The following is a 20038-nucleotide window of genomic DNA, read 5'->3' on the forward strand; positions in this document are numbered from 1 at the left end:
CCACCATCCCACCTTATGGTGTTGGGTACAGTTGCTATGTTTAGACTCCGTTATTTTGAGGGTTGCTTATGTTATTTGAAGGCAATTTGATTACAGAATGCCCTGTCCGCCAGAAGATCCGTGATTTCTACCGTATCGATGAGAACGAAGTAATTGATCACATTCTGCCATTGGCTGAAGTAGGCGTTACGGCACGAAGCCGCGCTTGGGAGCGCGCACGTCAAATGGTATTGAATATCCGTAAAGACCAAGATGGTCAAAGCGGTGTTGACGCGCTATTAAACGAATTCTCTCTGTCCAGTGAAGAAGGCGTGGTGTTAATGTGTTTGGCCGAAGCGCTACTGCGCGTGCCAGATAAAGCAACACAAGAAGAATTAATCCGTGACAAGTTGGCCAATGGCGACTGGAGCTCACACTTAGGTGCGAGTGACTCACTGTTTGTAAACGCATCTTCTTGGGGTCTATTAGTAACCGGTAAAATGGTTAACTACAGTGACAAAAATAAAGAAGACCAGTTCGGCCTGTTAAAGCGTACCGTAGGTCGCCTGGGTGAGCCGGTTATTCGTAAGTCTGTAAACTTCGCCATGAAGATCATGGGTAAGCAGTTCGTTATGGGTCAAACCATTGACGAAGCGATAGAGCGTGCTGCAGAAGCTGAAAGCAAGGGTTACGTTTACTCTTATGACATGCTAGGTGAAGGCGCACGCACCATGCGTGATGCCGAGCGTTACTACAACAGCTACGTTATGGCGATTCATGCCATAGGTAAAGCGGCCAATGGTCGTGGCCCGGTGAAAAGCCCGGGTATCTCGGTAAAACTTTCTGCTATCCACCCGCGCTATGAGTTTACTCACCGTGACCGCGTTATGGAAGAGATTGTACCAAAGCTAAAAGAGCTGGCGCTACTTGCCAAGCAATACGACATCGGCCTAACTGTTGATGCCGAAGAAGCAGACCGTCTTGATATCTCACTGGATATTATCGAAGCCGTATTCAGCGACGCCGAGCTTGGTGACTGGCAAGGTTTTGGTCTAGCGGTTCAGGCTTACCAAAAACGTGCAATTTTCGTAATTGAATGGCTAACCAACCTGGCTCGCCGCGTTGGCCGCAAGCTAATGGTACGTTTGGTTAAAGGTGCCTACTGGGATACAGAAATCAAAACCACACAACAAGATGGTTTAGATCACTTCCCGGTATTTACCCGTAAAGCGACCACAGACGTATCTTACAAAGCCTGTGCCATTAAAATGATGGATGCACGCGATGCTCTTTACCCGCAATTCGCAACGCATAACGCCTACACAGCTGCAACCATTTTGGAAGTAGCCAAGGGTGACAACCAGGGCTTTGAATTCCAGCGCTTACACGGCATGGGTGAGTCACTGTTCGATCAGGTTGTAACTCAAGAAAAGATTCAGTGTCGTGTGTATGCGCCTGTTGGTCAACACGAAGACCTGCTTGCTTACCTAGTACGTCGTCTGCTTGAAAACGGTGCCAACTCATCGTTCGTTAACGCTATTGTTGATGTGACCAAGCCAGTTGAAGAGTTACTGCCGGATCCGGTAGAAACCCTGCAAGGCCTGCGTAACAAGTACAACAAGCAAATTAAGCTACCAATTGAGCTTTATGGTGACGAGCGTCCAAACTCTAAGGGTATGGACTTAACCGACATTAATGTCATCACCCCACTAAAAGCCAATATGGATGCCTGGTTTGCCGAGCACCTTATCAGCGAAGATCAAGTTGCTGAAGGTAATCTGGCGGTACGCAACCCTGCGAACCACAAAGAGATTATTGGTCAGCACCGCCTAAACACAGGCGATGAGATGCAAACCCTGCTGGCAAACGCAGAAAATGCCTTTACCTCTTGGTCGGCAACGCCAGTTAAAGAGCGTGCGGATCTATTACGTCGTATTGCGGATATCTTAGAGCGTCATAATGACGAACTAGTGGCTCTTTGTGTAAAAGAAGCCGGTAAGATCACTCAAGACGGTATCGATGAAGTACGTGAAGCGGTAGATTTCTGTCGTTACTATGCCGCCCGCGCCGAAGAGCTATCAGAAGATGAGCGTTTTGAAGCCCGCGGTGTGGTGCTATGTATCAGCCCGTGGAACTTCCCGCTTGCCATCTTCCTAGGCCAGGTTGTAGCTGCCATTGTGACTGGTAACACGGTTATCGCCAAACCAGCTGAGCAAACCAGTTTGATCGCGCTACGCGCCATTGAGCTAATGCAATATGTAGGTCTGCCTGAGCACGTGGTGCAGCCGGTTATCGCTCGCGGTAGCGAAGTTGGTAAGCACATAGTGCCTGATGAGCGCATTCAAGCAGTAATGTTCACCGGTTCAACGGAAACAGGTACGCTTATTTCACAAACTCTGGCAGCTCGTAACGATATCCAGGTTCCACTTATTGCCGAAACTGGTGGCCAAAACTGTATGATCGTGGACTCTACCGCTTTGCCTGAGCAGGTAGTAGACGATGTAGTTAAATCTGGCTTCCAAAGTGCCGGTCAACGTTGTTCTGCACTGCGCGTATTGTTCTTACAAGACGACGTTGCCGATGGCATCATTACCATGCTTAAAGGTGCAATGGCCGAGCTTCACATTGGCGATCCGGCTTATTTGTCTACGGATATAGGTCCGGTAATCGACGAAAAAGCACTGAAAGCGCTGACCGCTCACGTTGAATACCTAAAAGGCAACGCCACGCTGCACTATCAGTGTGAAATCCCTGATAACAGCGAAAACGGTGCCTTCTTCTTTGCACCGCGCCTGTATGAAATCAAAGACTTGTCTGTGCTTAAGCGCGAAGTATTTGGTCCTATCGTGCATATCGTTCGCTTTAAAGCGGGTGAGCTTGATAACGTCATTGATCAAATCAATAACACGGGTTACGGCCTGACTATGGGCATTCACTCACGTATTGAAGAGCGTTGTGAGTACGTGGCTCGTCAATCTCGTGCCGGTAACGTCTATGTTAACCGTAATATGATCGGTGCTATCGTTGGCGTGCAGCCGTTCGGTGGTCGTGGTCTTTCTGGTACCGGCCCTAAAGCAGGTGGTCCTAACTACCTACTTCGCCTGGTTAAAGAGAAAGCCTCTCCAGAGAACGTGCAGATGACCAACTTACCAGCGGATGAAGCGGATCAACACCACTACTCAGGTGCTACTGAAAAAGTTGAAGCCCTGATGAGTGCATCAATGCGCGATGAGAAGATCTGGCGCGCAACGGCACTAAACGACCGTGTATCTGCACTTCGTCAGCTATTGGCAAAAGTGGCTACGGTTGAGATCATCGACGAACTAGCCGATGACCTGGCCAAGACTCTGAGCGATGCCCGTACTCAGCTTAACCGCATTGAAAAGCGCATGAAGCGTCCTAAGGTATTGCCTGGGCCAACAGGTGAATCAAACATCCTGTATCTTGAGCCGCGCGGCTGTGTGGTTTGTTACGCAGATAAGAGTACCTCGTTCAACTTCTGGGCGATTTCTATTATCACTGCGCTGGCAGCAGGTAACACGGTTATCACAGTTGCCTCTGAGCTCTTCTATGAAGAAGCTCTGGCGTTCCGCGATAAGTTCATTGCAACCGGTGTAGCCGAGGGCGTATTGCAAGTAGCTAAGCCAAACCAGCTACAAGCTATTTTGGCGCACTCTCACCTTGCCGGTGCAGTTGTTGCTGCACGCTCGTCTCGCTTGGGCTACTTCGCACAGCAGTTGGCAAACCGTAAGGGTGCTATCCTGCCGGTGATCAGTGCCGAGTACTACGATACCCTGATCAACCGTCTACTGACGGAAAAGACCATCAGTATCGATACCACGGCATCAGGTGGTAACACCTCATTGATGACCCTGGTAGAAGACGAAGAATAAATCGTAAGCTACTGAAAAAGGCGCCAATTGGCGCCTTTTTTATTACTCTCTCAACGCCTCAGCGCCGATAATCCGTGCCTCGATTAAGGCCAGTCTTGCATGGCTTCAAGCGAGAATTCATAGTTATCAAGGCTTAGAATCGTCTGCTCCGGAGTGATCTCCACAACCCGTAAACGACCCACATTATCGCCCTCATACAGCTCATAACCATTGAGCTTAATCCAACGCCTATCCTGATCGGTGGCATAAATATGCGCCTGGTAAACGAGCGAAGGAATACGGCTTTGAATCGCCTCTGGCAATAATTCAATGGGCTCCACCATGGCGCTGTTACGCGAGGTGGTAGTCACCGTATCCCCCTTGTCCATACCTTCGGTGGCGGCTACAGCATCGGCAAAGGCACGTTTTAAGTCGCTGGAAACCCCTTGTAACTCAGCATTGTTATAATCAGGTGTCGAAGAATAGTTCTGCTGAGGTTGCTGATAATTATTGCTGCCCTGATCCAGTGGCTTGCCCACCACCTTATATTGACTGGTATCAACCGGCTGCGCCGCAGGATTAAAGCCCTGTGGGTATTGGCCGGCATTGGCCATCATAGGATTACCATAAGCGGGAACCCATTGCATATAGGTGCCAGGGCCGTAGGCCTGAGGCATTTGTCCCATCACATAAACGGGCACCATTTGTTGATATGGCTGTTGATATGGTTGAGCGAATTGCACCGGCACCTGCAGGGCATTGAGGTTTACCTGCCCCTGCTGCATCTGAGCAACGGGTTGGCCGCTCACTTGATTTTGAGGGGGATTGCCTGGCTGCGCTTGGGCCAAGGCCAACTCGGCATTCACCTGAGCCGGTGAAGCCGTTGGCGTAGCGCTAACACTTGCCTTGCTCTGCTGCTCCTGTGCCTGCATCTGGGTTTTGGCCTGCACTAGCAAGTAATTACTATTATCCTGCCACCATTTACCGGCGAAATAGCCCACCACCAGAACCACAGCAATCACCACCAGGGCAACCAGGCCCCAGCTTAGGCGGCGATAAAAGTCCAGCGCCTCTTGTTGCGATGTATCCGGCTCTGACTCCAGGGCGCTCGATTGATTTTGTGATTGTTTTAATGCGTCTAATAACAGCGACATAGTAGAGCCCTAAATAAAATAAGATAAGCCAATGCCCACGGCGAACAGCATCATAACCCCGCCCAGGGTAAAAGCAAAACGTTTGCCTCGGCTCTGTACACCGTTATTTTTCTGGCTCGGTAAGGTCTCAGGCAAGGCTTCCTGAGCTGCTCGAGTGACTAATTTTTTGCTTACCTGATTAACCTGAGCCGAATAGGCACCGAGTAAGGCACGTTCGCATAGCAGGTTGATCAAACGCGGAATACCGCCGGTCAGTTGATGGATTTGCTTTACCGCGGCGCGATCAAAAAGAATCTGTCTGCCACCGGCAATTTTTAAGCGGTGTTTAACATAAGCGTCGACCTGAGCCAGGGTCAGTGGCAACAGGTGATAACGAGCGGTAATACGCTGGGCCAGCTGGCGCAGCTCGTTACGACGCAATAAAGCCTGCAGTTCCGGCTGGCCGACCAAAATTATCTGTAACAGCTTTTTATGATTGGTTTCTAAATTGGTAAGTAAACGCAGCTGCTCCAACACCTGAGGCGCCAAATGCTGAGCTTCATCTATGATCAGCATGGTATGGCGACCATTAACATGATTGTTTAGCAAACGCTCCTTAATGCGGTCGGTCAGTGTCTTTAAGGTGGCGTTTTGGTGATCATATTCGATCTCTAACTCATCACAGATACTCGCCAACAACTCCAACTCAGACAAGGTAGGGTTAAGAATAAAGGCCACCTGAGTCGAGTCTGGCACCTGCTCAAGCATACATCGGGTTACCGTGGTTTTGCCTGTGCCCACTTCGCCGGTCAATAATACAAAGCCGCCGGACTCACCTAAACCATGGGTCAGGTGCGCCAGCGCTTCATTGTGGCGTTCACTGAGATAAAGGTACTCGGGATTCGGGGCGATGGAAAAGGGTTTTTCGGTTAAACCAAAGTAATCTAGATACACAAATAGGTCCTTAGTATTTGCCACAGGCCATACTCGGAACTTCTCCCAGATAGGCACTAAGCGCTGCGCTTAAGATAAATTATCACTCGCGCTTCTTATAATGGCAAAAAAACCGCCATGATAAAACTCTGTTACAATCATCTTTTTAGCCGCTAGGGGAAAACGGATGCAAACATATTTAGTCGGTGGCGCGGTACGCGATCAGTTATTAGGGCGAGTCATCAAAGAGCGTGACTATGTGGTGGTCGGCGCGACCATAGAAGAAATGAAACGCCTTGGTTACACTCAGGTTGGTAAGGATTTCCCGGTGTTTTTGCATCCCCAGAGTAAGGAAGAATACGCCCTGGCGCGTACCGAGCGCAAACAGGGCCAAGGCTACACCGGTTTTATTTGTGACTTTAACCCGAATATCACCCTGGAGCAGGATTTAGAGCGCCGCGACTTGACCGTCAACGCCATAGCCCAAGGCGAAGATGGCCAGCTTTTCGACCCTTTTAATGGCCAGGCCGACCTTGAAAAACGCCTGCTACGCCATGTTAGCGCCGCCTTTAGCGAAGACCCATTGCGAGTATTACGGGTAGCACGTTTTCGCGCCCGCTATCACTATCTCGGTTTTCAAATAGCCGATGAAACTCAGGCCCTGATGCGCAACATAGCCCAAAGCGGTGAACTGCAAGCGCTCACACCCGAGCGTGTTTGGATGGAATGGCAAAAGGCTCTGGATGACGGTTATATTCATATTTTTATCGATGCTCTGGCCCAATGCGATGCCCTAAGCATATTCTGCCCCGAATTAGCCAATATATGGCCGAGTGAAAAGCAGAGCCTTGAAGCGCAAATAGACTATGGCCGCAGCCATGACTGCACCCCGCCCTGTCAGTTTGCGCAGGTGATGCAACCGCTCGATGCTAAGGCGCGACAAGCCTTTTATGAGCACTATCGAGTGCCAAAACAATATATGGAGATAAGCGAAGCGCTGGCCAATCATGGTGCCCTGCTCAGCCAAGAAAACTGGCAGGCCAAGGAGCTGGTAACGCTTTTTAATGAGTTGGATATTTGGCGCCGTCCACAGCGACTGGACGACTTGGTACAGGCTTATACGTGCGCCCAGCTCGGTGATTTTAGCCGCCAAGCCCTATTGCTTAAGGCTGCCGAGGCGGCGCAGCAAGTAAACGCACAGACTTATATTGCTCAGGGTATACAAGGGGCGGCCATTAAAACGGCGCTGGCCCAAGGGCGAATTGAGGCCATTGAAAACGTCTTGGCCCCATGAACAATGGGGCCAAGTTTATTTCTAACTTTAAAGCTAGGTAAGTGCAGCGCGTGGGCTATTGATAAAGTAAAAACGCCAGTAAGCCAAAGCCCAGAAGCAAGCGGTAAATCACAAAGGGGAACATGCCCATGCGCTCGATAAACTTAAGGAATAAGAAGATACAGGCATAAGCGGCCATAAAGGATAAGCCAGCACCAAGAATAAGCGCCTGCCAGTCTACCGCTTGCTCACCCGTGGCCAGCTCTATGGTTTTAATAAGCCCCATGCCGCCAATCACGGGCACCGAAAGCAAAAACGAAAAGCGCGCCGCGCTTTCCTTTGTAAGACCCAAAAACAGGCCTGCCGTCATGGTGATACCCGAGCGTGAAGTACCAGGAATAAGGGCCACAGCCTGAGCACAGCCGATCAACAAGGCCGACTTCCAATTCAATTGATAGATATTCTTTGATTGCTTGGCCTTAATGTCCGCCAGCCAGAGCACTAAGCCAAAGAAAATAGTGGTAATGGCAATCACTATGGCCGCACGCAGATGCTGCTCAATCAAGTCTTCAAAGAGTTTGCCAGCTATGCCTGCAGGAATGGTCGCCAGTAAAATATACCAGCCCAATTTGCTGTCATCGGTAGCCCCTTGCGAGCCAAAGGATTTAAACCAGGCCACCAGGATATCGCCTATTTCTTTGCGAAAATAAATCATCACCGCCATTAAGGAGCCGACATGCACGGCCACATCAAAAGCCAGACCCTGATCCTGCCAGCCCAATAGCTGCGAAGGTAAAATCAGGTGAGCGGAGCTCGAAATGGGAAGAAATTCTGTCAGTCCTTGAATCACTGCCAATACAACAATAGCGAGAATACTCATTCGATAGTGACCTTCCATAGGTTTTGTTTTGATTTATCATAATTTTGCCAAAGTGTGGCAATGGTGGTTTGCGTAACCGGGTGCACCAGCTCTGGGGCCAGTTCAAACAAGGGCCAGAGCACAAAGGCATTTTTGGTGATCTCATCACGGGGCAGTTGCGCCGGTGAGTCGCAGATCATATCGTCATAAAACAATAGATCTAGATCCAAAGTACGGGGGCTAAATTTTTTATCGTCGGGGGTGCGGCCATTGTCACGCTCAATCTGCTTAAGCAGACTGCAAACCTGAGCCAGACTCATATCAGTGTCGGCCCCAGCCACAGAATTATAAAAATTACTGCCGTTAAAGCCCACCGCTTCACTCTCGTACACACTGGAGTGTTGCAACACGCCGAAGTGCTGGCGCAGCGCACTTAACCCATTAAGAAGGTTTTCACGCTTATTGATATTAGAGCCTAGGCTAATATAAATACGGGCCATAACTAACTTTGACTACGTACTATTTTAACGCCAACGGTTTGCGCCGCCGGTACCGCTGCAGGCTTGCTGACGGTAATGGCCACCTTGGGCGTATTGAATTCATTAAGAATAAGCGCCGCCAATTGCTCTACCAGGGTTTCCAGCAATTCCACAGGTTTTGCCAAGCAGTGTTCGGTGACACGCTGACTAACCAAGGCATAGTCAATGGTATAGGAAAGGTCGTCACTCTGGGCGGCCTGGCGTAAATCGCAGTCCATTTCGATATCGAAATAAAGGCTTTGTTTACTTTCTTTCTCAAAGTCGTACACTCCAATAATGGTGTCCACTCTAAGCTGTGATATATAGACTTTGTCCATGTTTGAAGCTCCAATGTCAGCTGGTCGGATACCTATAAAGGATTAGAATCAGTACCCTGACCTGGCGTAACCGCGATTTACCTCGCTGCGCTCGCATAAAATATGAACGGCGCACACTTATAATGAGCGGCGATAATAGCTTAAAACGTACAATTAAAAAATAAGGATGACAGTGTTAGCGGCGTTAATGTGCATTTTTGCCTATCTTCTCGGTTCGGTCTCTTCAGCAGTTCTGATCTGCCACCTTTTTGCGCTGCCCGATCCTCGCCAGGCCGGTTCAAAAAACCCCGGCGCCACCAACGTATTGCGCATTGGCGGTAAGCTCCCAGCGATCCTGGTATTAGTTTTCGATATTCTTAAAGGCACCATCCCGGTGTGGAGCGCCTATTTTATGGACATAGATCCAATTCACCTGGGATTGGTCGCCGTGGCCGCCTGTTTAGGGCATATCTACCCGCTGTTTTTCGGTTTTAAGGGCGGCAAGGCCGTGGCCACCGCCTTTGGCGCCTTATTGCCTATAGGTTTATCGCTCGGTGGCTTGCTGATCCTCACCTGGGCCTGCATTGTTGCCCTGACCCGCTATTCATCCCTGGCCGCCTTGGTCACCGTTTCCCTTGCGCCCTTGTATACCTGGTGGATCAAGCCCTTGTACACAGAGCCTGTGCTGTTTTTAACCGTGCTGATCATCTTTCGCCATCGCACAAATATCATGCGCTTGCTCAAGGGCAAAGAGCCTAAAGTAGGAAAAAAGAAAGAAAAAGAAGAGATAGCGCCGGAGAAATAACCCAGCGCTTAGGCCTGTTAGCGAATGCTAGGCAGTGTGTCTATCGGCCAGCGAGGCTGAACTCGAGTATCCAGGGTAGCCGTTTGTCCCGCCTTAAGACGCTGCATACCCGCATAAGCGATCATAGCGCCGTTATCCGTACAAAATGCCGGACGCGGATAAAATACTTCACCCTGCATGCCCTGCATCACCTGCGCCAACTGCTCACGCAAATAGGTATTGGCACTTACACCACCGGCAATCACCAAACGCTTAATACCGGTTTCCTTAAGGGCGCGCTTACACTTGATAGCCAGGGTGTCGATCACCGCGGTTTGGAAAGCATGGGCAATGTCAGCCTTGGTTTGTAGATCGTCACCTTCGCTGCGAATGGTATTGGCGGCAAAGGTTTTCAGGCCACTGAAGCTAAAGTCCAGACCCGGTCTGTCGGTCATAGGGCGTGGGAATTTAAAGCGATTCGGGGTGCCTTGCTCGGCCAGTTTCGCCAATAAAGGGCCGCCTGGATAATCCAGCCCCAATAATTTGGCGGTTTTATCGAAGGCCTCACCAGCGGCGTCATCCACCGACTCACCTAATACTTCATACTCGCCAATGGCGCTTACCTTGACCAACAAGGTGTGGCCGCCGGATACCAGCAAGGCCACGAATGGGAACTCAGGCACCTTTTCTTCCAGCATGGGCGCTAGCAGGTGACCTTCCATATGGTGCACGGCCACGGTAGGCAGCTTCCAGCCATAGGCCAGGGATCGTGCGATCGAGGATCCCACCAAAAGTGCGCCCACCAGGCCAGGGCCCGCGGTATAAGCAACGCCATCGAGATCCTCTGGACCACAATTCGCTTCGGCAAAGGCCGCTTCAATCAAGGGCAGAGTCTTACGCACATGATCTCGCGACGCCAGCTCAGGCACCACACCACCGTAGTCGGCGTGCATTTTTACTTGGCTATAGAGTTGGTGGGCCAACAAACCTTGTTCGTCATCATAGATGGCGATCCCGGTCTCGTCACAGGATGATTCAATCCCCAAAATGCGCAATGTCTGTCTCCTCGCAGGGCGATGTGGCTGATAAGGCCGCATATTCTACTCCCTTGGTGCAATTTTACCAGTATTGTGATATTTATTCTTTACACACCGGGGTAACTCGGATTACAATGCCGCACCATTTTTGAACCACATGATCATTATTTGATCGAATGAGTGCAGCTCATTAAGTTAGGTAGGTGAAATTTTAATGCCAGTAATTAAAGTAAGAGAAAACGAGCCGTTTGACGTAGCTCTACGCCGCTTCAAGCGTTCATGTGAAAAAGCAGGTATCCTTTCAGAAGTTCGTAGCCGCGAGTTCTATGAAAAGCCAACCGCTGCGCGTAAGCGTAAAAAAGCGGCTGCTGTTAAGCGTCACATGAAAAAGCTTTCTCGCGAAAACGCACGTCGCGTTAAATTATACTAATCACTGTCCGGTCTTGTTGTCATGAGTCTATTAGATTCGCTAAAAGATGCACAAAAAGACGCGATGCGTGCCAAGGACAAATTACGCCTTGGTGCTATTCGTTCAGTACTCGCAGCCGTTAAACAGCGTGAGATCGACGAGCAAATCACTTTAAACGAAGCCGATATTACTTCGGTTGTTGTTAAATTAGTGAAGCAACGCCGTGATTCTTATACTCAGTATAAGGATGCCGGTCGTGACGATCTTGCCGATGTTGAAGCAGCTGAAATGAGTGTTTTGGAAGAGTTTCTACCAAAGCAGCTGAGCGAAGATGAAATCAATCAATTGATTGATAAAGCCATCGCCGATACTGGTGCACAAGGCATGCAGGACATGGGTAAAGTGATGGGCGTAATTAAGAGTCAAGCTGAAGGCCGTGCCGATATGGGCAAATTATCAGGTCTTATTAAACAGCGTCTTAACGCCTAATTCGCGAAAGCAATTTCAAGCAAACCGAGCCTAGTGCTCGGTTTCTTCGTTTCTAAGCAAGTAAAAATCAAGGCATAAATTTATAACCCCTTTTCCTATCGCCCTTGATATACTAGTGTGATTCTCTTTTCTTCTTAGGTGTTGCCAATGGCAGGTAAGATCCCCCGACAATTTATCGACGATCTTTTAGCGCGTACCGACATAGTCGAGTTGATCGACTCACGCGTAAACCTGAAAAAAGCAGGCAAGGATTACCAGGCTTGCTGCCCATTTCACAATGAAAAGAGCCCATCCTTTACCGTTTCCCAGGATAAACAGTTTTATCACTGCTTTGGCTGTGGTGCCAATGGCAATGCCATCAGCTTTGTGATGGAGTACGACAAGCTTGATTTTGTTGACGCCATTGAAGAGCTGGCCAGCCTATTGCACCTGGAAGTGCCCAGAGAGCAAGGCAATTTTAATCAAAGCGATCGTCCACCTGTCTCCCAAGAGCAAAAACGATCCGATTACGATCTAATGGAGCAAACCGCGCGCTATTATCAGCAGCAACTGCGCCATCATGCCAATGCCCAGCTGGTGATTGACTACCTTAAAGGCCGTGGTTTAAGCGGGCAAACGGTAAAAGACTTCGGTATCGGCTATGCCCCCAGCGAATGGGAAGCCCTGTGCCAAACCTTAGGGAAAAACCCGAAACAAAAGCAACAGCTGATCGAGCTCAAGCTGGCAACGCAAAAAGACAATGGTCGCACCTTTGATTTCTTTCGCGATCGCCTGATGTTCCCTATTCGCGATCGTCGTGGCCGCGTTATCGCCTTTGGCGGGCGCATTATGGGTCAGGACGATAATGGCCCTAAATACCTGAACTCGCCGGAAACTCGTATTTTCCACAAAGGCTTTGAGTTATATGGCTTTTATGAAGCCAAACAGGCTCATAAAAAGCTGGAGCAATTACTGATTGTTGAAGGCTATATGGACGTGGTAGCACTGGCGGAGCACGATATTAAATACGCGGTGGCGGCCCTGGGTACGGCGACCACCAACGAACATATGCAGATGCTACTGCGCGCCACGGATAAGGTGGTATGTTGCTACGATGGCGACCGCGCCGGTCGCGATGCCGCCTGGCGGGCCTTAGAAAATGCCCTGCCCCATTTAAAAGACGGCAAGGCACTGAAGTTTGTATTTCTGCCCGACGGCGAAGACCCGGATTCCTTGGTGCAGCAAGAAGGTAAAGCCGCGTTTGAACAGCGCCTGGTCGATGCCAGAGATTTTAGCGACGTCTTCTTTAGCCGTTTGAGCGACGATATAGATCTTACTCAGGATGCCGGTAAAGCCAAATTACTGAGCCTGGCTCTGCCCTTGATTGAGAAGATCCCCAGCGAATTCTATCAGGAAAACCTGCTGGAGCGTTTGGCACGCTTTATCGGTCGTACCCGAGAGCAACTTAATGCCAAACTTAAAACTCCGCGCCAACAGCACAGGGTGGAAAGCCAGTTTAAGATGACGCCAATGCGCACCGCCATCGCCCTTATGCTGCAGCACCCGCAACTGGCGGCCAGCATTGACTACATGCCAGAGCTGGCCAGCCTCGGCCTGCCCGGTCTGGAGCTGTTTTTAACCATACAAAAGCATTGTCTCGATAACCCGGGAGCGCGCACCGCGCAACTGCTGGAGCACTACCGCGAGCGTGCGGAATATGGCGCCCTAACCAAGTTGGCCGCTTGGCCTCATCAAATAAACGATGAGGTGTTGGAACCTCATTTCCAACAAACGGTCAAATTCATTGAAGATCAGTGTTTAAATCACCGTTTAGAGTCCTTATTAATAAAGGACAAGACTCAAGGTCTTAGCGTGGCCGAGCGGCGTGAATACGCCCTGCTGACTCAAGCACTTAAAGGCAGTGAAGTGCTCGAAAGCTAGCCAGAAATTTCACGGTCTGTTATACTACGCTATTCACCGCGTCAAACCGGCTTGGGGCAACCAGCTTAGGTACTTAAGCTGACGCCTGTTGTATTAATTTATCAGGGTGGAAGAGCAAATCTCTATGGATCCAACTCCTCAGTCACAACTAAAACTTCTGATTCAGAAAGGTAAAGAGCAAGGTTATCTGACATTCGCTGAAGTGAATGATCACCTTCCACAAGACATCATAGATTCGGATCAGGTCGAAGATATCATTAGCATGATCAATGACATGGGTATCAAGGTTTGCGAAAGTGCGCCAGATGCCGATGAATTGATGATGGCCGAGACCACCACCGATGAGGATGCGGCAGAAGCTGCCGCTGCGGCACTTGCCACCGTAGAAAAAGAAATCGGCCGCACCACGGATCCGGTGCGTATGTATATGCGCGAAATGGGCACAGTCGAGCTATTAACGCGCGAAGGTGAGATCGATATCGCCAAGCGTATCGAAGAAGGTATCAACCAGGTACAGATTTCTGTAGCCGAATATCCGGAAGCCATTTCTCACCTGCTTGAGCAATGGGATATGTTCGAAGCGGAAGAAATCCGCCTGAGCGACATTATTACCGGCTTTTTCGATCCTAACGAAGAAGAAACGCAAATCTCAGCCACCCATATAGGTTCAGAACTAAGTGATGATGACTTAGATGACGAAGACGATGATGGCGATGACAGCGACGACGATAGCTCGGAAGAAGAAACGGATAACGGTCCAGATCCGGAAGAAGCTCGTATCCACTTTGAGAATCTGCGTAACTTATACAACGGTGCCCGTGTAATTTTCGAAGAAAAAGGTCGTTCACACCCTGACGCTAAAGAAGCTATTGTTGAGATCGGTGAGCTATTCCGCACCTTTAAGCTAGTGCCTAAGCAATTCGACCGCATGGTTAATAACATGCGCGACATGATGGATAAAGTGCGTGTACAAGAGCGCATCATCATGAAGCAGGCGGTACAGGTTGCGAAGGTACCGAAGAAAACCTTCGTTAAGCACTTTGCCAACAATGAAACCGACAGCGCCTGGCTAGACCTTGAAATCGCAGCCGGTGAAAACTACTCAGCCAAATTGGCCGAATTGAAGCCGGAAATTGAGCGCTGCATCAATAAGCTTAAGCATATTGAGCAAAGCACAGGTTTATCAATCGAGCGTATTAAAGACATCAACCGTCGCATGAGTATCGGTGAAGCAAAAGCCCGCCGTGCTAAGAAAGAGATGGTTGAAGCCAACTTACGTTTGGTTATCTCAATCGCCAAAAAATACACCAACCGTGGTCTACAATTCTTGGATCTAATCCAGGAAGGTAACATAGGTCTGATGAAGGCGGTTGATAAGTTTGAATACCGTCGTGGTTACAAGTTCTCGACTTACGCGACTTGGTGGATCCGTCAGGCTATCACGCGTTCAATCGCTGACCAGGCCCGTACCATTCGTATTCCGGTACACATGATTGAGACCATCAACAAGCTAAACCGTATTTCTCGCCAAATGTTGCAGGAAATGGGTCGTGAACCGAATCCGGAAGAACTTGCCGAGCGCATGATGATGCCGGAAGACAAGATCCGCAAGGTACTGAAAATTGCCAAAGAGCCTATCTCGATGGAAACCCCAATCGGTGACGATGAAGATTCGCATCTTGGTGATTTCATTGAGGATACCACCATTGAATCGCCAATCGACTCGGCGACCATGGAAAGCCTCAAGGGTGCAACTCACGAAGTGCTTGCTGGCCTGACGGCTCGTGAAGCGAAAGTATTGCGTATGCGTTTTGGTATCGATATGAACACCGACCACACCTTGGAAGAGGTAGGTAAACAGTTCGACGTAACCCGTGAGCGTATCCGTCAGATCGAAGCCAAGGCCCTGCGTAAATTACGTCACCCTTCACGCTCAGATCTACTGAAAAGCTTCCTAGACGCAAACAAGTAAAACGCGTCTGATTAAAACATTACAAAGGCCGCTTTTTAGCGGCCTTTGCGTATCATTTATAATATTCATCCAACATGGGGACTAACATGGCTTGGATTCAAATTCGCATTCGTGCCACCGAATCAACGGCGGACGCAATCAGTGACCATCTTATGGATGTCGGCTGCCCATCAGTCACCTTTATGGACACTAAAGACACACCCATCTTCGAACCGCAGCCAGGCGAAGTAAGATACTGGGCAGAAACCACAGTGATCGGCCTGTTCGAAGCCACACATGATATGCAGGAGGTGGTCGACTACCTTAAGGTTCAGCCCGAGCTAAAAGAGCAGTTCCACTACAAAATAGAACAGCTAGAAGATAAAGACTGGGAACGGGAATGGATGAAAAATTTCCAGCCGATTCAGTTTGGCGAACGCTTATGGATTTGCCCAAGCTGGTTAGATGTTCCGGATCCATCCGCGGTCAACGTCATGCTCGACCCGGGTCTGGCCTTCGGTACTGGTACTCATGCCACTACAGCCTTATGTTTGCGTTGGCTTGAGAGCCTGGATTTAAGTGGTAAAACCGTGGTCGACTTCGGCTGTGGTTCTGGCATTTTAGGTATCGCTGCCATTAAGCTTGGCGCCGCACGCGTTATAGGTATAGATATCGACCAGCAAGCGCTCGATGCCAGTATGGATAATGCCGAGCGCAATGGCGTTGCCGACCAACTTGAAGTTTACCTGCCAGAGAATCAGCCGAGCTTTGAAGCCGATGTGGTCGTTGCCAATATTCTTGCCCAGCCGCTGCGCGAGTTAAACGAGGTGATTCTTGGCCTGTTGAAGTCAGGAGGCGAGCTTGCTCTTTCCGGAGTGCTTGAAGAACAAGCCGAATCCGTGGCCGCTTGCTACGAACAAAAAGTGACCCTAGATCCCATTGCCCAGGAAGGCGAATGGGTGCGGATCAGCGGGATTAAAAAATAACCGTTTTTGATCCTCCCCTGCACAGCGGACAAAAGTCCCTGTGCAGGCCATTTCTCACTCTTTTTACACTGTTTACGCTCCATCAACACCCCGCCATATAAGCCCTGTCAAGCAGGTGTTCTTAAAACAGGCAAAAACCTTAGTGCCCTCACTCGTTATAAAATGTCAATACAAAAAGTTTAAAAAAAAAGCACTTTTGTTCAATTTCTAGCCTTTGATTTTGCCTCAAAAAACCGTAAACTTAGCGCCCCTTGAGACGAGGTAAATTGTAACGCTGTGCAAATTGGTCCTTACCAGTTAGAAAACAATTTGATGGTTGCACCGATGGCGGGGATCACAGATCGCCCCTTTCGGCAGTTGTGTCGTAGCTTAGGCGCGGGACTGGCCGTCTCTGAAATGTTGTCTTGCAATCCCAAGGTATGGCAAACCGCCAAATCCATGGGACGTATGGATCATAGCGGCGAATCGGGTATTCGCTCCGTGCAAATTGCGGGGGCTGACCCTGAGCTGATGGCGCAAGCGGCGCAGTTTAACGTTTCCAACGGCGCGCAGATCATAGATATAAATATGGGCTGCCCTGCCAAAAAAGTGAATAAAAAGCTCGCAGGCTCTGCCTTGTTGCAGTATCCGGACTTAGTCGAAGCCATAGTGAAAGCTGTGGTGGAAGCGGTAGATGTGCCCGTCACATTAAAAATCCGTACCGGCTGGGATGTGGACAACCGCAACGGCGTCGAGATTGCAGCGATTGCTGAACACAATGGTATTCAGTCATTAGCCGTACATGGGCGTACTCGCGCCTGTATGTACAAAGGCTATGCCGAATACGACACGATCAAAGCGATCAAGGGTTCAGTGTCAATTCCTGTGGTTGCAAACGGTGATATCAGTTCACCGCAAAAAGCGAAGCAGGTATTAGAGTATACGGGCGCAGATGCCATCATGATTGGACGAGCCGCTCAAGGTCGCCCCTGGATTTTCCGGGAAATTGACCATTATTTAAAAACCGGAGAAATACTTCCGCCCCCGGCCATAACCGAGGTGCGCAGTATTCTGATGGAGCATTTAGTTAATCTCCATCAATTCTACGGTGAGGCCATGGGGCCGCGGATTGCTCGAAAGCATGTTGGATGGTATTTGCAAACCCACGACGAAGACCGTCAGTTTAGGCGAGTATTTAATGCGCTAGAAACACCTGAAACTCAGGTGGATGCACTGAATGAATACTTTGAAACTTATTGCTAATCCAGAAAGAAAGAGACAATACAACGATGTTTGAACAAAATGTGACTTCTCCTTTTATTACTAACGCCCACGTTCAGTCACAAGAGAAACCACAGCCTCTTCGCGACGCTGTTAAAAAAGCTGTTCACCACTACCTTAAACAGCTTAACGGCCAGGACGTACAAGACGTTTATGAACTTGTTCTTTCTGAGCTGGAAGCGCCGCTTCTAGAAGAAGTAATGACCTATACACGCGGTAACCAAACCCGTGCAGCCATCTTACTAGGTATCAACCGTGGCACTTTACGTAAGAAGCTGAAAAAGTACGGCATGAACTAATTTATTCGCAGCCTTGAGCTGCACCGAAAAGCACCCTAGGGTGCTTTTTTATTTTCGCCCATACGCAAAAATGACCGAGGCATCGGTCGCGGTGTTCACCAATCCATATAAGTAAGTGTTCAGAAAATTGCGCAGAAAAAAAAGCCCAGAGCAAGGCATAGATTGAAGTAACTAGTCATTCTAATTATAAAATCTATAACACAGCGATGAGCATTTTTGGCCAGCAAGAATGAACGAAGACCTATCTGGATTGGTGTTATACAAAAACATCATCATTGTTTAAAATAGGGTTTCTAAGCAAACCCCTTGTCTAACCCCTAGGTCGAATTCACCAATAACTGGTGTCACCTATGACAAGATTATCTACTCAACTGAGGTAACAAAAACTACCATGGATACACATCGTCCAATTCGTCGCGCGCTCCTGAGCGTATCTGATAAAACAGGTATCGTTGACTTCGCTCGTGAGCTAGCCGCTCAAGGCGTCGAAATTCTTTCTACCGGTGGCACCTGCAAGCTGCTTGCAGACAACGGCATCAAGGTAACTGAAGTATCTGATCACACCGGTCACCCTGAGATCATGGATGGCCGCGTTAAAACATTGCATCCAAAAATTCACGGCGGCATCTTAGCCCGTCGCGGCCAAGACGAAGGCGTTATGGCTGAAAACCACATAGATGCAATCGACATGGTAGTTGTAAACCTATACCCATTCGCGCAAACGGTGGCAAAAGAAGGCTGCTCGCTTGAAGACGCGATTGAGAATATCGATATCGGTGGCCCTACTATGGTTCGTGCTGCGGCGAAGAACCACAAAGACGTGACCATTATCGTTAATGCCGCCGACTATGGCCGCGTTATCGAAGAAATGAAGGCGAACCAAGGTTCGACCTCACACGCTACCCGTTTTGACCTGGCTATTGCCGCATTTGAGCACACGGCTCAGTACGACGGCATGATCGCCAACTACTTCGGTAAAATGGTTCCTGACTACACCGAAGAAGCGGCAACCGATACTAAGTTCCCACGCACCATCAATATGCAGTTCACCAAGAAGCAAGACATGCGCTACGGTGAAAACTCGCATCAGGATGCAGCCTTCTATGTTGAAAACGACATTGAAGAAGCCTCAGTTGCAACGGCCAAGCAAATTCAAGGTAAGGCGCTTTCTTACAATAATATCGCCGATACCGACGCAGCCCTTGAGTGCGTAAAAGAATTTGATGCCCCGGCCTGTGTTATCGTGAAGCATGCTAACCCTTGTGGTGTGTCTGTGGGTGAAAACATCCTTGAAGCCTATGACCGTGCCTTTAAAACCGACCCAACTTCGGCATTTGGTGGCATTATCGCTTTCAACCGTGAATTGGATGCGGATACCGCAGAAGCCATTATCGCCCGTCAGTTCGTAGAAGTGATCATAGCTCCAAGCATCAGCGAAGAAGCGGCACAAATCGTTTCAGCCAAGCAAAACGTGCGCCTACTTGAGTGTGGTCAATGGCAAGCACAAACCACAGGCGTTGATATCAAGCGCGTTAACGGCGGTATCCTGGTACAAGACCGTGACCAGGGCATGGTAAGCATGGGCGACCTTAAAGTGGTTTCTAAGCGTCAGCCGACCGAGCAAGAACTAAAAGATCTTATGTTCTGCTGGAAGGTAGCCAAGTTTGTTAAATCAAATGCCATCGTATACGCCAAAGACGGCATGACTATCGGTGTGGGCGCCGGCCAAATGAGCCGCGTATACTCGGCGAAGATCGCCGGTATTAAAGCCGCCGATGAGAACCTTGAAGTTAAAGGTTCGGTTATGGCTTCTGATGCCTTCTTCCCATTCCGTGACGGTATCGATGCCGCGGCCGAAGCTGGCATTACTGCGGTAATTCAGCCAGGTGGTTCAATGCGTGATGAAGAAGTAATTGCCGCCGCCGACGAAGCTGGCATGGCAATGGTCTTCACCGGTATGCGCCATTTCCGCCACTAAGCAACTCACCGCCAGGGCCATTTAGGCTCTGGCGTGTTTTC

The 20038-nt window shown here is 49.4% G+C and carries 17 protein-coding genes; 11 read left to right on the forward strand and 6 right to left on the reverse strand.

The features are described 5' to 3' along the window. Positions 1–68 precede the first annotated feature (68 nt). Positions 69–3872: a bifunctional proline dehydrogenase/L-glutamate gamma-semialdehyde dehydrogenase PutA gene (putA, locus tag WCN91_RS01610; RefSeq protein ID WP_342675673.1), complete on the forward strand. Its 3804-nt coding sequence runs from the start codon at positions 69–71 to the stop codon at positions 3870–3872. A gap of 83 nt (positions 3873–3955) precedes the next feature. Here the strand turns inward: putA and WCN91_RS01615 are convergent, their stop codons facing one another. Continuing rightward, entirely contained in the window at positions 3956–5005 is a 1050-nt protein-coding gene (locus WCN91_RS01615; RefSeq protein ID WP_342675674.1) for a general secretion pathway protein GspB, read from the reverse strand. Between the two features lie 9 nt (positions 5006–5014). Continuing rightward, complete coding sequence (locus WCN91_RS01620) at positions 5015–5938, reverse strand: ExeA family protein (RefSeq protein ID WP_342675675.1); 924 nt, start codon at positions 5936–5938, stop codon at positions 5015–5017. A 166-nt stretch (positions 5939–6104) separates the two neighbouring features. Here WCN91_RS01620 and WCN91_RS01625 point away from each other — a divergent pair, with 166 nt between their 5' ends. Continuing rightward, positions 6105–7211: a tRNA nucleotidyltransferase/poly(A) polymerase-related protein gene (locus WCN91_RS01625; RefSeq protein WP_342675676.1), complete on the forward strand. Its 1107-nt coding sequence runs from the start codon at positions 6105–6107 to the stop codon at positions 7209–7211. 55 nt (positions 7212–7266) lie between these two features. Here WCN91_RS01625 and WCN91_RS01630 read toward each other — a convergent pair whose 3' ends face one another. From WCN91_RS01630 to folB, 3 genes are read right to left on the reverse strand one after another with little or no spacing between them, the layout of a single operon-like run. Then, complete coding sequence (locus WCN91_RS01630; RefSeq protein WP_342675677.1) at positions 7267–8070, reverse strand: undecaprenyl-diphosphate phosphatase; 804 nt, start codon at positions 8068–8070, stop codon at positions 7267–7269. Beyond that, positions 8067–8549, reverse strand: a complete 483-nt coding sequence (gene folK / locus WCN91_RS01635) for a 2-amino-4-hydroxy-6-hydroxymethyldihydropteridine diphosphokinase (protein ID WP_342675678.1) — start codon at positions 8547–8549, stop codon at positions 8067–8069. The genes WCN91_RS01630 and folK overlap by 4 nt, the downstream gene beginning before the upstream one ends. Positions 8550–8551: 2 nt before the next feature. Continuing rightward, positions 8552–8905 (reverse strand): dihydroneopterin aldolase, encoded by a 354-nt coding sequence (folB, locus tag WCN91_RS01640; RefSeq protein WP_342675679.1) that lies wholly within the window; start codon positions 8903–8905, stop codon positions 8552–8554. A gap of 172 nt (positions 8906–9077) precedes the next feature. Between folB and plsY the strand changes: the two genes are divergently transcribed. Then, on the forward strand, positions 9078–9689 hold the full coding sequence (plsY, locus tag WCN91_RS01645) for a glycerol-3-phosphate 1-O-acyltransferase PlsY (protein WP_342675680.1): 612 nt from the start codon (positions 9078–9080) through the stop codon (positions 9687–9689). A gap of 17 nt (positions 9690–9706) precedes the next feature. Here plsY and tsaD read toward each other — a convergent pair whose 3' ends face one another. Further along, positions 9707–10723 carry a tRNA (adenosine(37)-N6)-threonylcarbamoyltransferase complex transferase subunit TsaD gene (gene tsaD, locus WCN91_RS01650; RefSeq protein ID WP_342675848.1) on the reverse strand — a complete coding sequence of 339 codons (1017 nt, stop codon included), beginning with the start codon at positions 10721–10723 and terminating at the stop codon, positions 9707–9709. A 196-nt stretch (positions 10724–10919) separates the two neighbouring features. Here tsaD and rpsU point away from each other — a divergent pair, with 196 nt between their 5' ends. From rpsU to purH, 8 genes are all read left to right on the forward strand, one after another. Beyond that, a complete protein-coding gene (rpsU, locus tag WCN91_RS01655; RefSeq protein WP_342675681.1) occupies positions 10920–11135 on the forward strand; it encodes a 30S ribosomal protein S21 in 216 nt (71 codons plus the stop codon). Between the two features lie 21 nt (positions 11136–11156). Beyond that, complete coding sequence (locus WCN91_RS01660; protein WP_342675682.1) at positions 11157–11603, forward strand: GatB/YqeY domain-containing protein; 447 nt, start codon at positions 11157–11159, stop codon at positions 11601–11603. 147 nt (positions 11604–11750) lie between these two features. Beyond that, positions 11751–13523 carry a DNA primase gene (gene dnaG / locus WCN91_RS01665; protein ID WP_342675683.1) on the forward strand — a complete coding sequence of 591 codons (1773 nt, stop codon included), beginning with the start codon at positions 11751–11753 and terminating at the stop codon, positions 13521–13523. A 124-nt stretch (positions 13524–13647) separates the two neighbouring features. Continuing rightward, positions 13648–15495, forward strand: a complete 1848-nt coding sequence (rpoD, locus tag WCN91_RS01670; protein WP_342675684.1) for an RNA polymerase sigma factor RpoD — start codon at positions 13648–13650, stop codon at positions 15493–15495. An 86-nt stretch (positions 15496–15581) separates the two neighbouring features. Continuing rightward, positions 15582–16460, forward strand: coding sequence for a 50S ribosomal protein L11 methyltransferase (prmA, locus tag WCN91_RS01675; RefSeq protein WP_342675685.1), 879 nt, complete (start codon positions 15582–15584; stop codon positions 16458–16460). 276 nt (positions 16461–16736) lie between these two features. Then, a complete protein-coding gene (dusB, locus tag WCN91_RS01680; protein ID WP_342675686.1) occupies positions 16737–17702 on the forward strand; it encodes a tRNA dihydrouridine synthase DusB in 966 nt (321 codons plus the stop codon). A 26-nt stretch (positions 17703–17728) separates the two neighbouring features. After that, positions 17729–18019 (forward strand): DNA-binding transcriptional regulator Fis, encoded by a 291-nt coding sequence (fis, locus tag WCN91_RS01685; protein ID WP_010374122.1) that lies wholly within the window; start codon positions 17729–17731, stop codon positions 18017–18019. 391 nt (positions 18020–18410) lie between these two features. Next, a complete protein-coding gene (gene purH, locus WCN91_RS01690) occupies positions 18411–19997 on the forward strand; it encodes a bifunctional phosphoribosylaminoimidazolecarboxamide formyltransferase/IMP cyclohydrolase (RefSeq protein ID WP_342675687.1) in 1587 nt (528 codons plus the stop codon). Positions 19998–20038 lie beyond the last annotated feature (41 nt).

This window comes from Pseudoalteromonas qingdaonensis, from assembly GCF_038739665.1.
GTDB classification, from domain to species: domain Bacteria; phylum Pseudomonadota; class Gammaproteobacteria; order Enterobacterales; family Alteromonadaceae; genus Pseudoalteromonas; species Pseudoalteromonas qingdaonensis.

Excerpts from the sequence above, each read along its gene's own strand:
- WCN91_RS01615 (WP_342675674.1), bottom strand. The coding sequence starts at position 5,005 with ATGTCGCTGTTATTAGACGCATTAAAACAATCACAAAATCAATCGAGC.
- WCN91_RS01660 (WP_342675682.1), top strand. The coding sequence starts at position 11,157 with ATGAGTCTATTAGATTCGCTAAAAGATGCACAAAAAGACGCGATGCGT.
- purH (WP_342675687.1), top strand. The coding sequence starts at position 18,411 with ATGGATACACATCGTCCAATTCGTCGCGCGCTCCTGAGCGTATCTGAT.
- rpsU (WP_342675681.1), top strand. The coding sequence starts at position 10,920 with ATGCCAGTAATTAAAGTAAGAGAAAACGAGCCGTTTGACGTAGCTCTA.
- WCN91_RS01630 (WP_342675677.1), bottom strand. The coding sequence starts at position 8,070 with ATGAGTATTCTCGCTATTGTTGTATTGGCAGTGATTCAAGGACTGACA.
- putA (WP_342675673.1), top strand. The coding sequence starts at position 69 with ATGTTATTTGAAGGCAATTTGATTACAGAATGCCCTGTCCGCCAGAAG.
- rpoD (WP_342675684.1), top strand. The coding sequence starts at position 13,648 with ATGGATCCAACTCCTCAGTCACAACTAAAACTTCTGATTCAGAAAGGT.
- prmA (WP_342675685.1), top strand. The coding sequence starts at position 15,582 with ATGGCTTGGATTCAAATTCGCATTCGTGCCACCGAATCAACGGCGGAC.
- folB (WP_342675679.1), bottom strand. The coding sequence starts at position 8,905 with ATGGACAAAGTCTATATATCACAGCTTAGAGTGGACACCATTATTGGA.
- fis (WP_010374122.1), top strand. The coding sequence starts at position 17,729 with ATGTTTGAACAAAATGTGACTTCTCCTTTTATTACTAACGCCCACGTT.
- dnaG (WP_342675683.1), top strand. The coding sequence starts at position 11,751 with ATGGCAGGTAAGATCCCCCGACAATTTATCGACGATCTTTTAGCGCGT.
- WCN91_RS01625 (WP_342675676.1), top strand. The coding sequence starts at position 6,105 with ATGCAAACATATTTAGTCGGTGGCGCGGTACGCGATCAGTTATTAGGG.
- folK (WP_342675678.1), bottom strand. The coding sequence starts at position 8,549 with ATGGCCCGTATTTATATTAGCCTAGGCTCTAATATCAATAAGCGTGAA.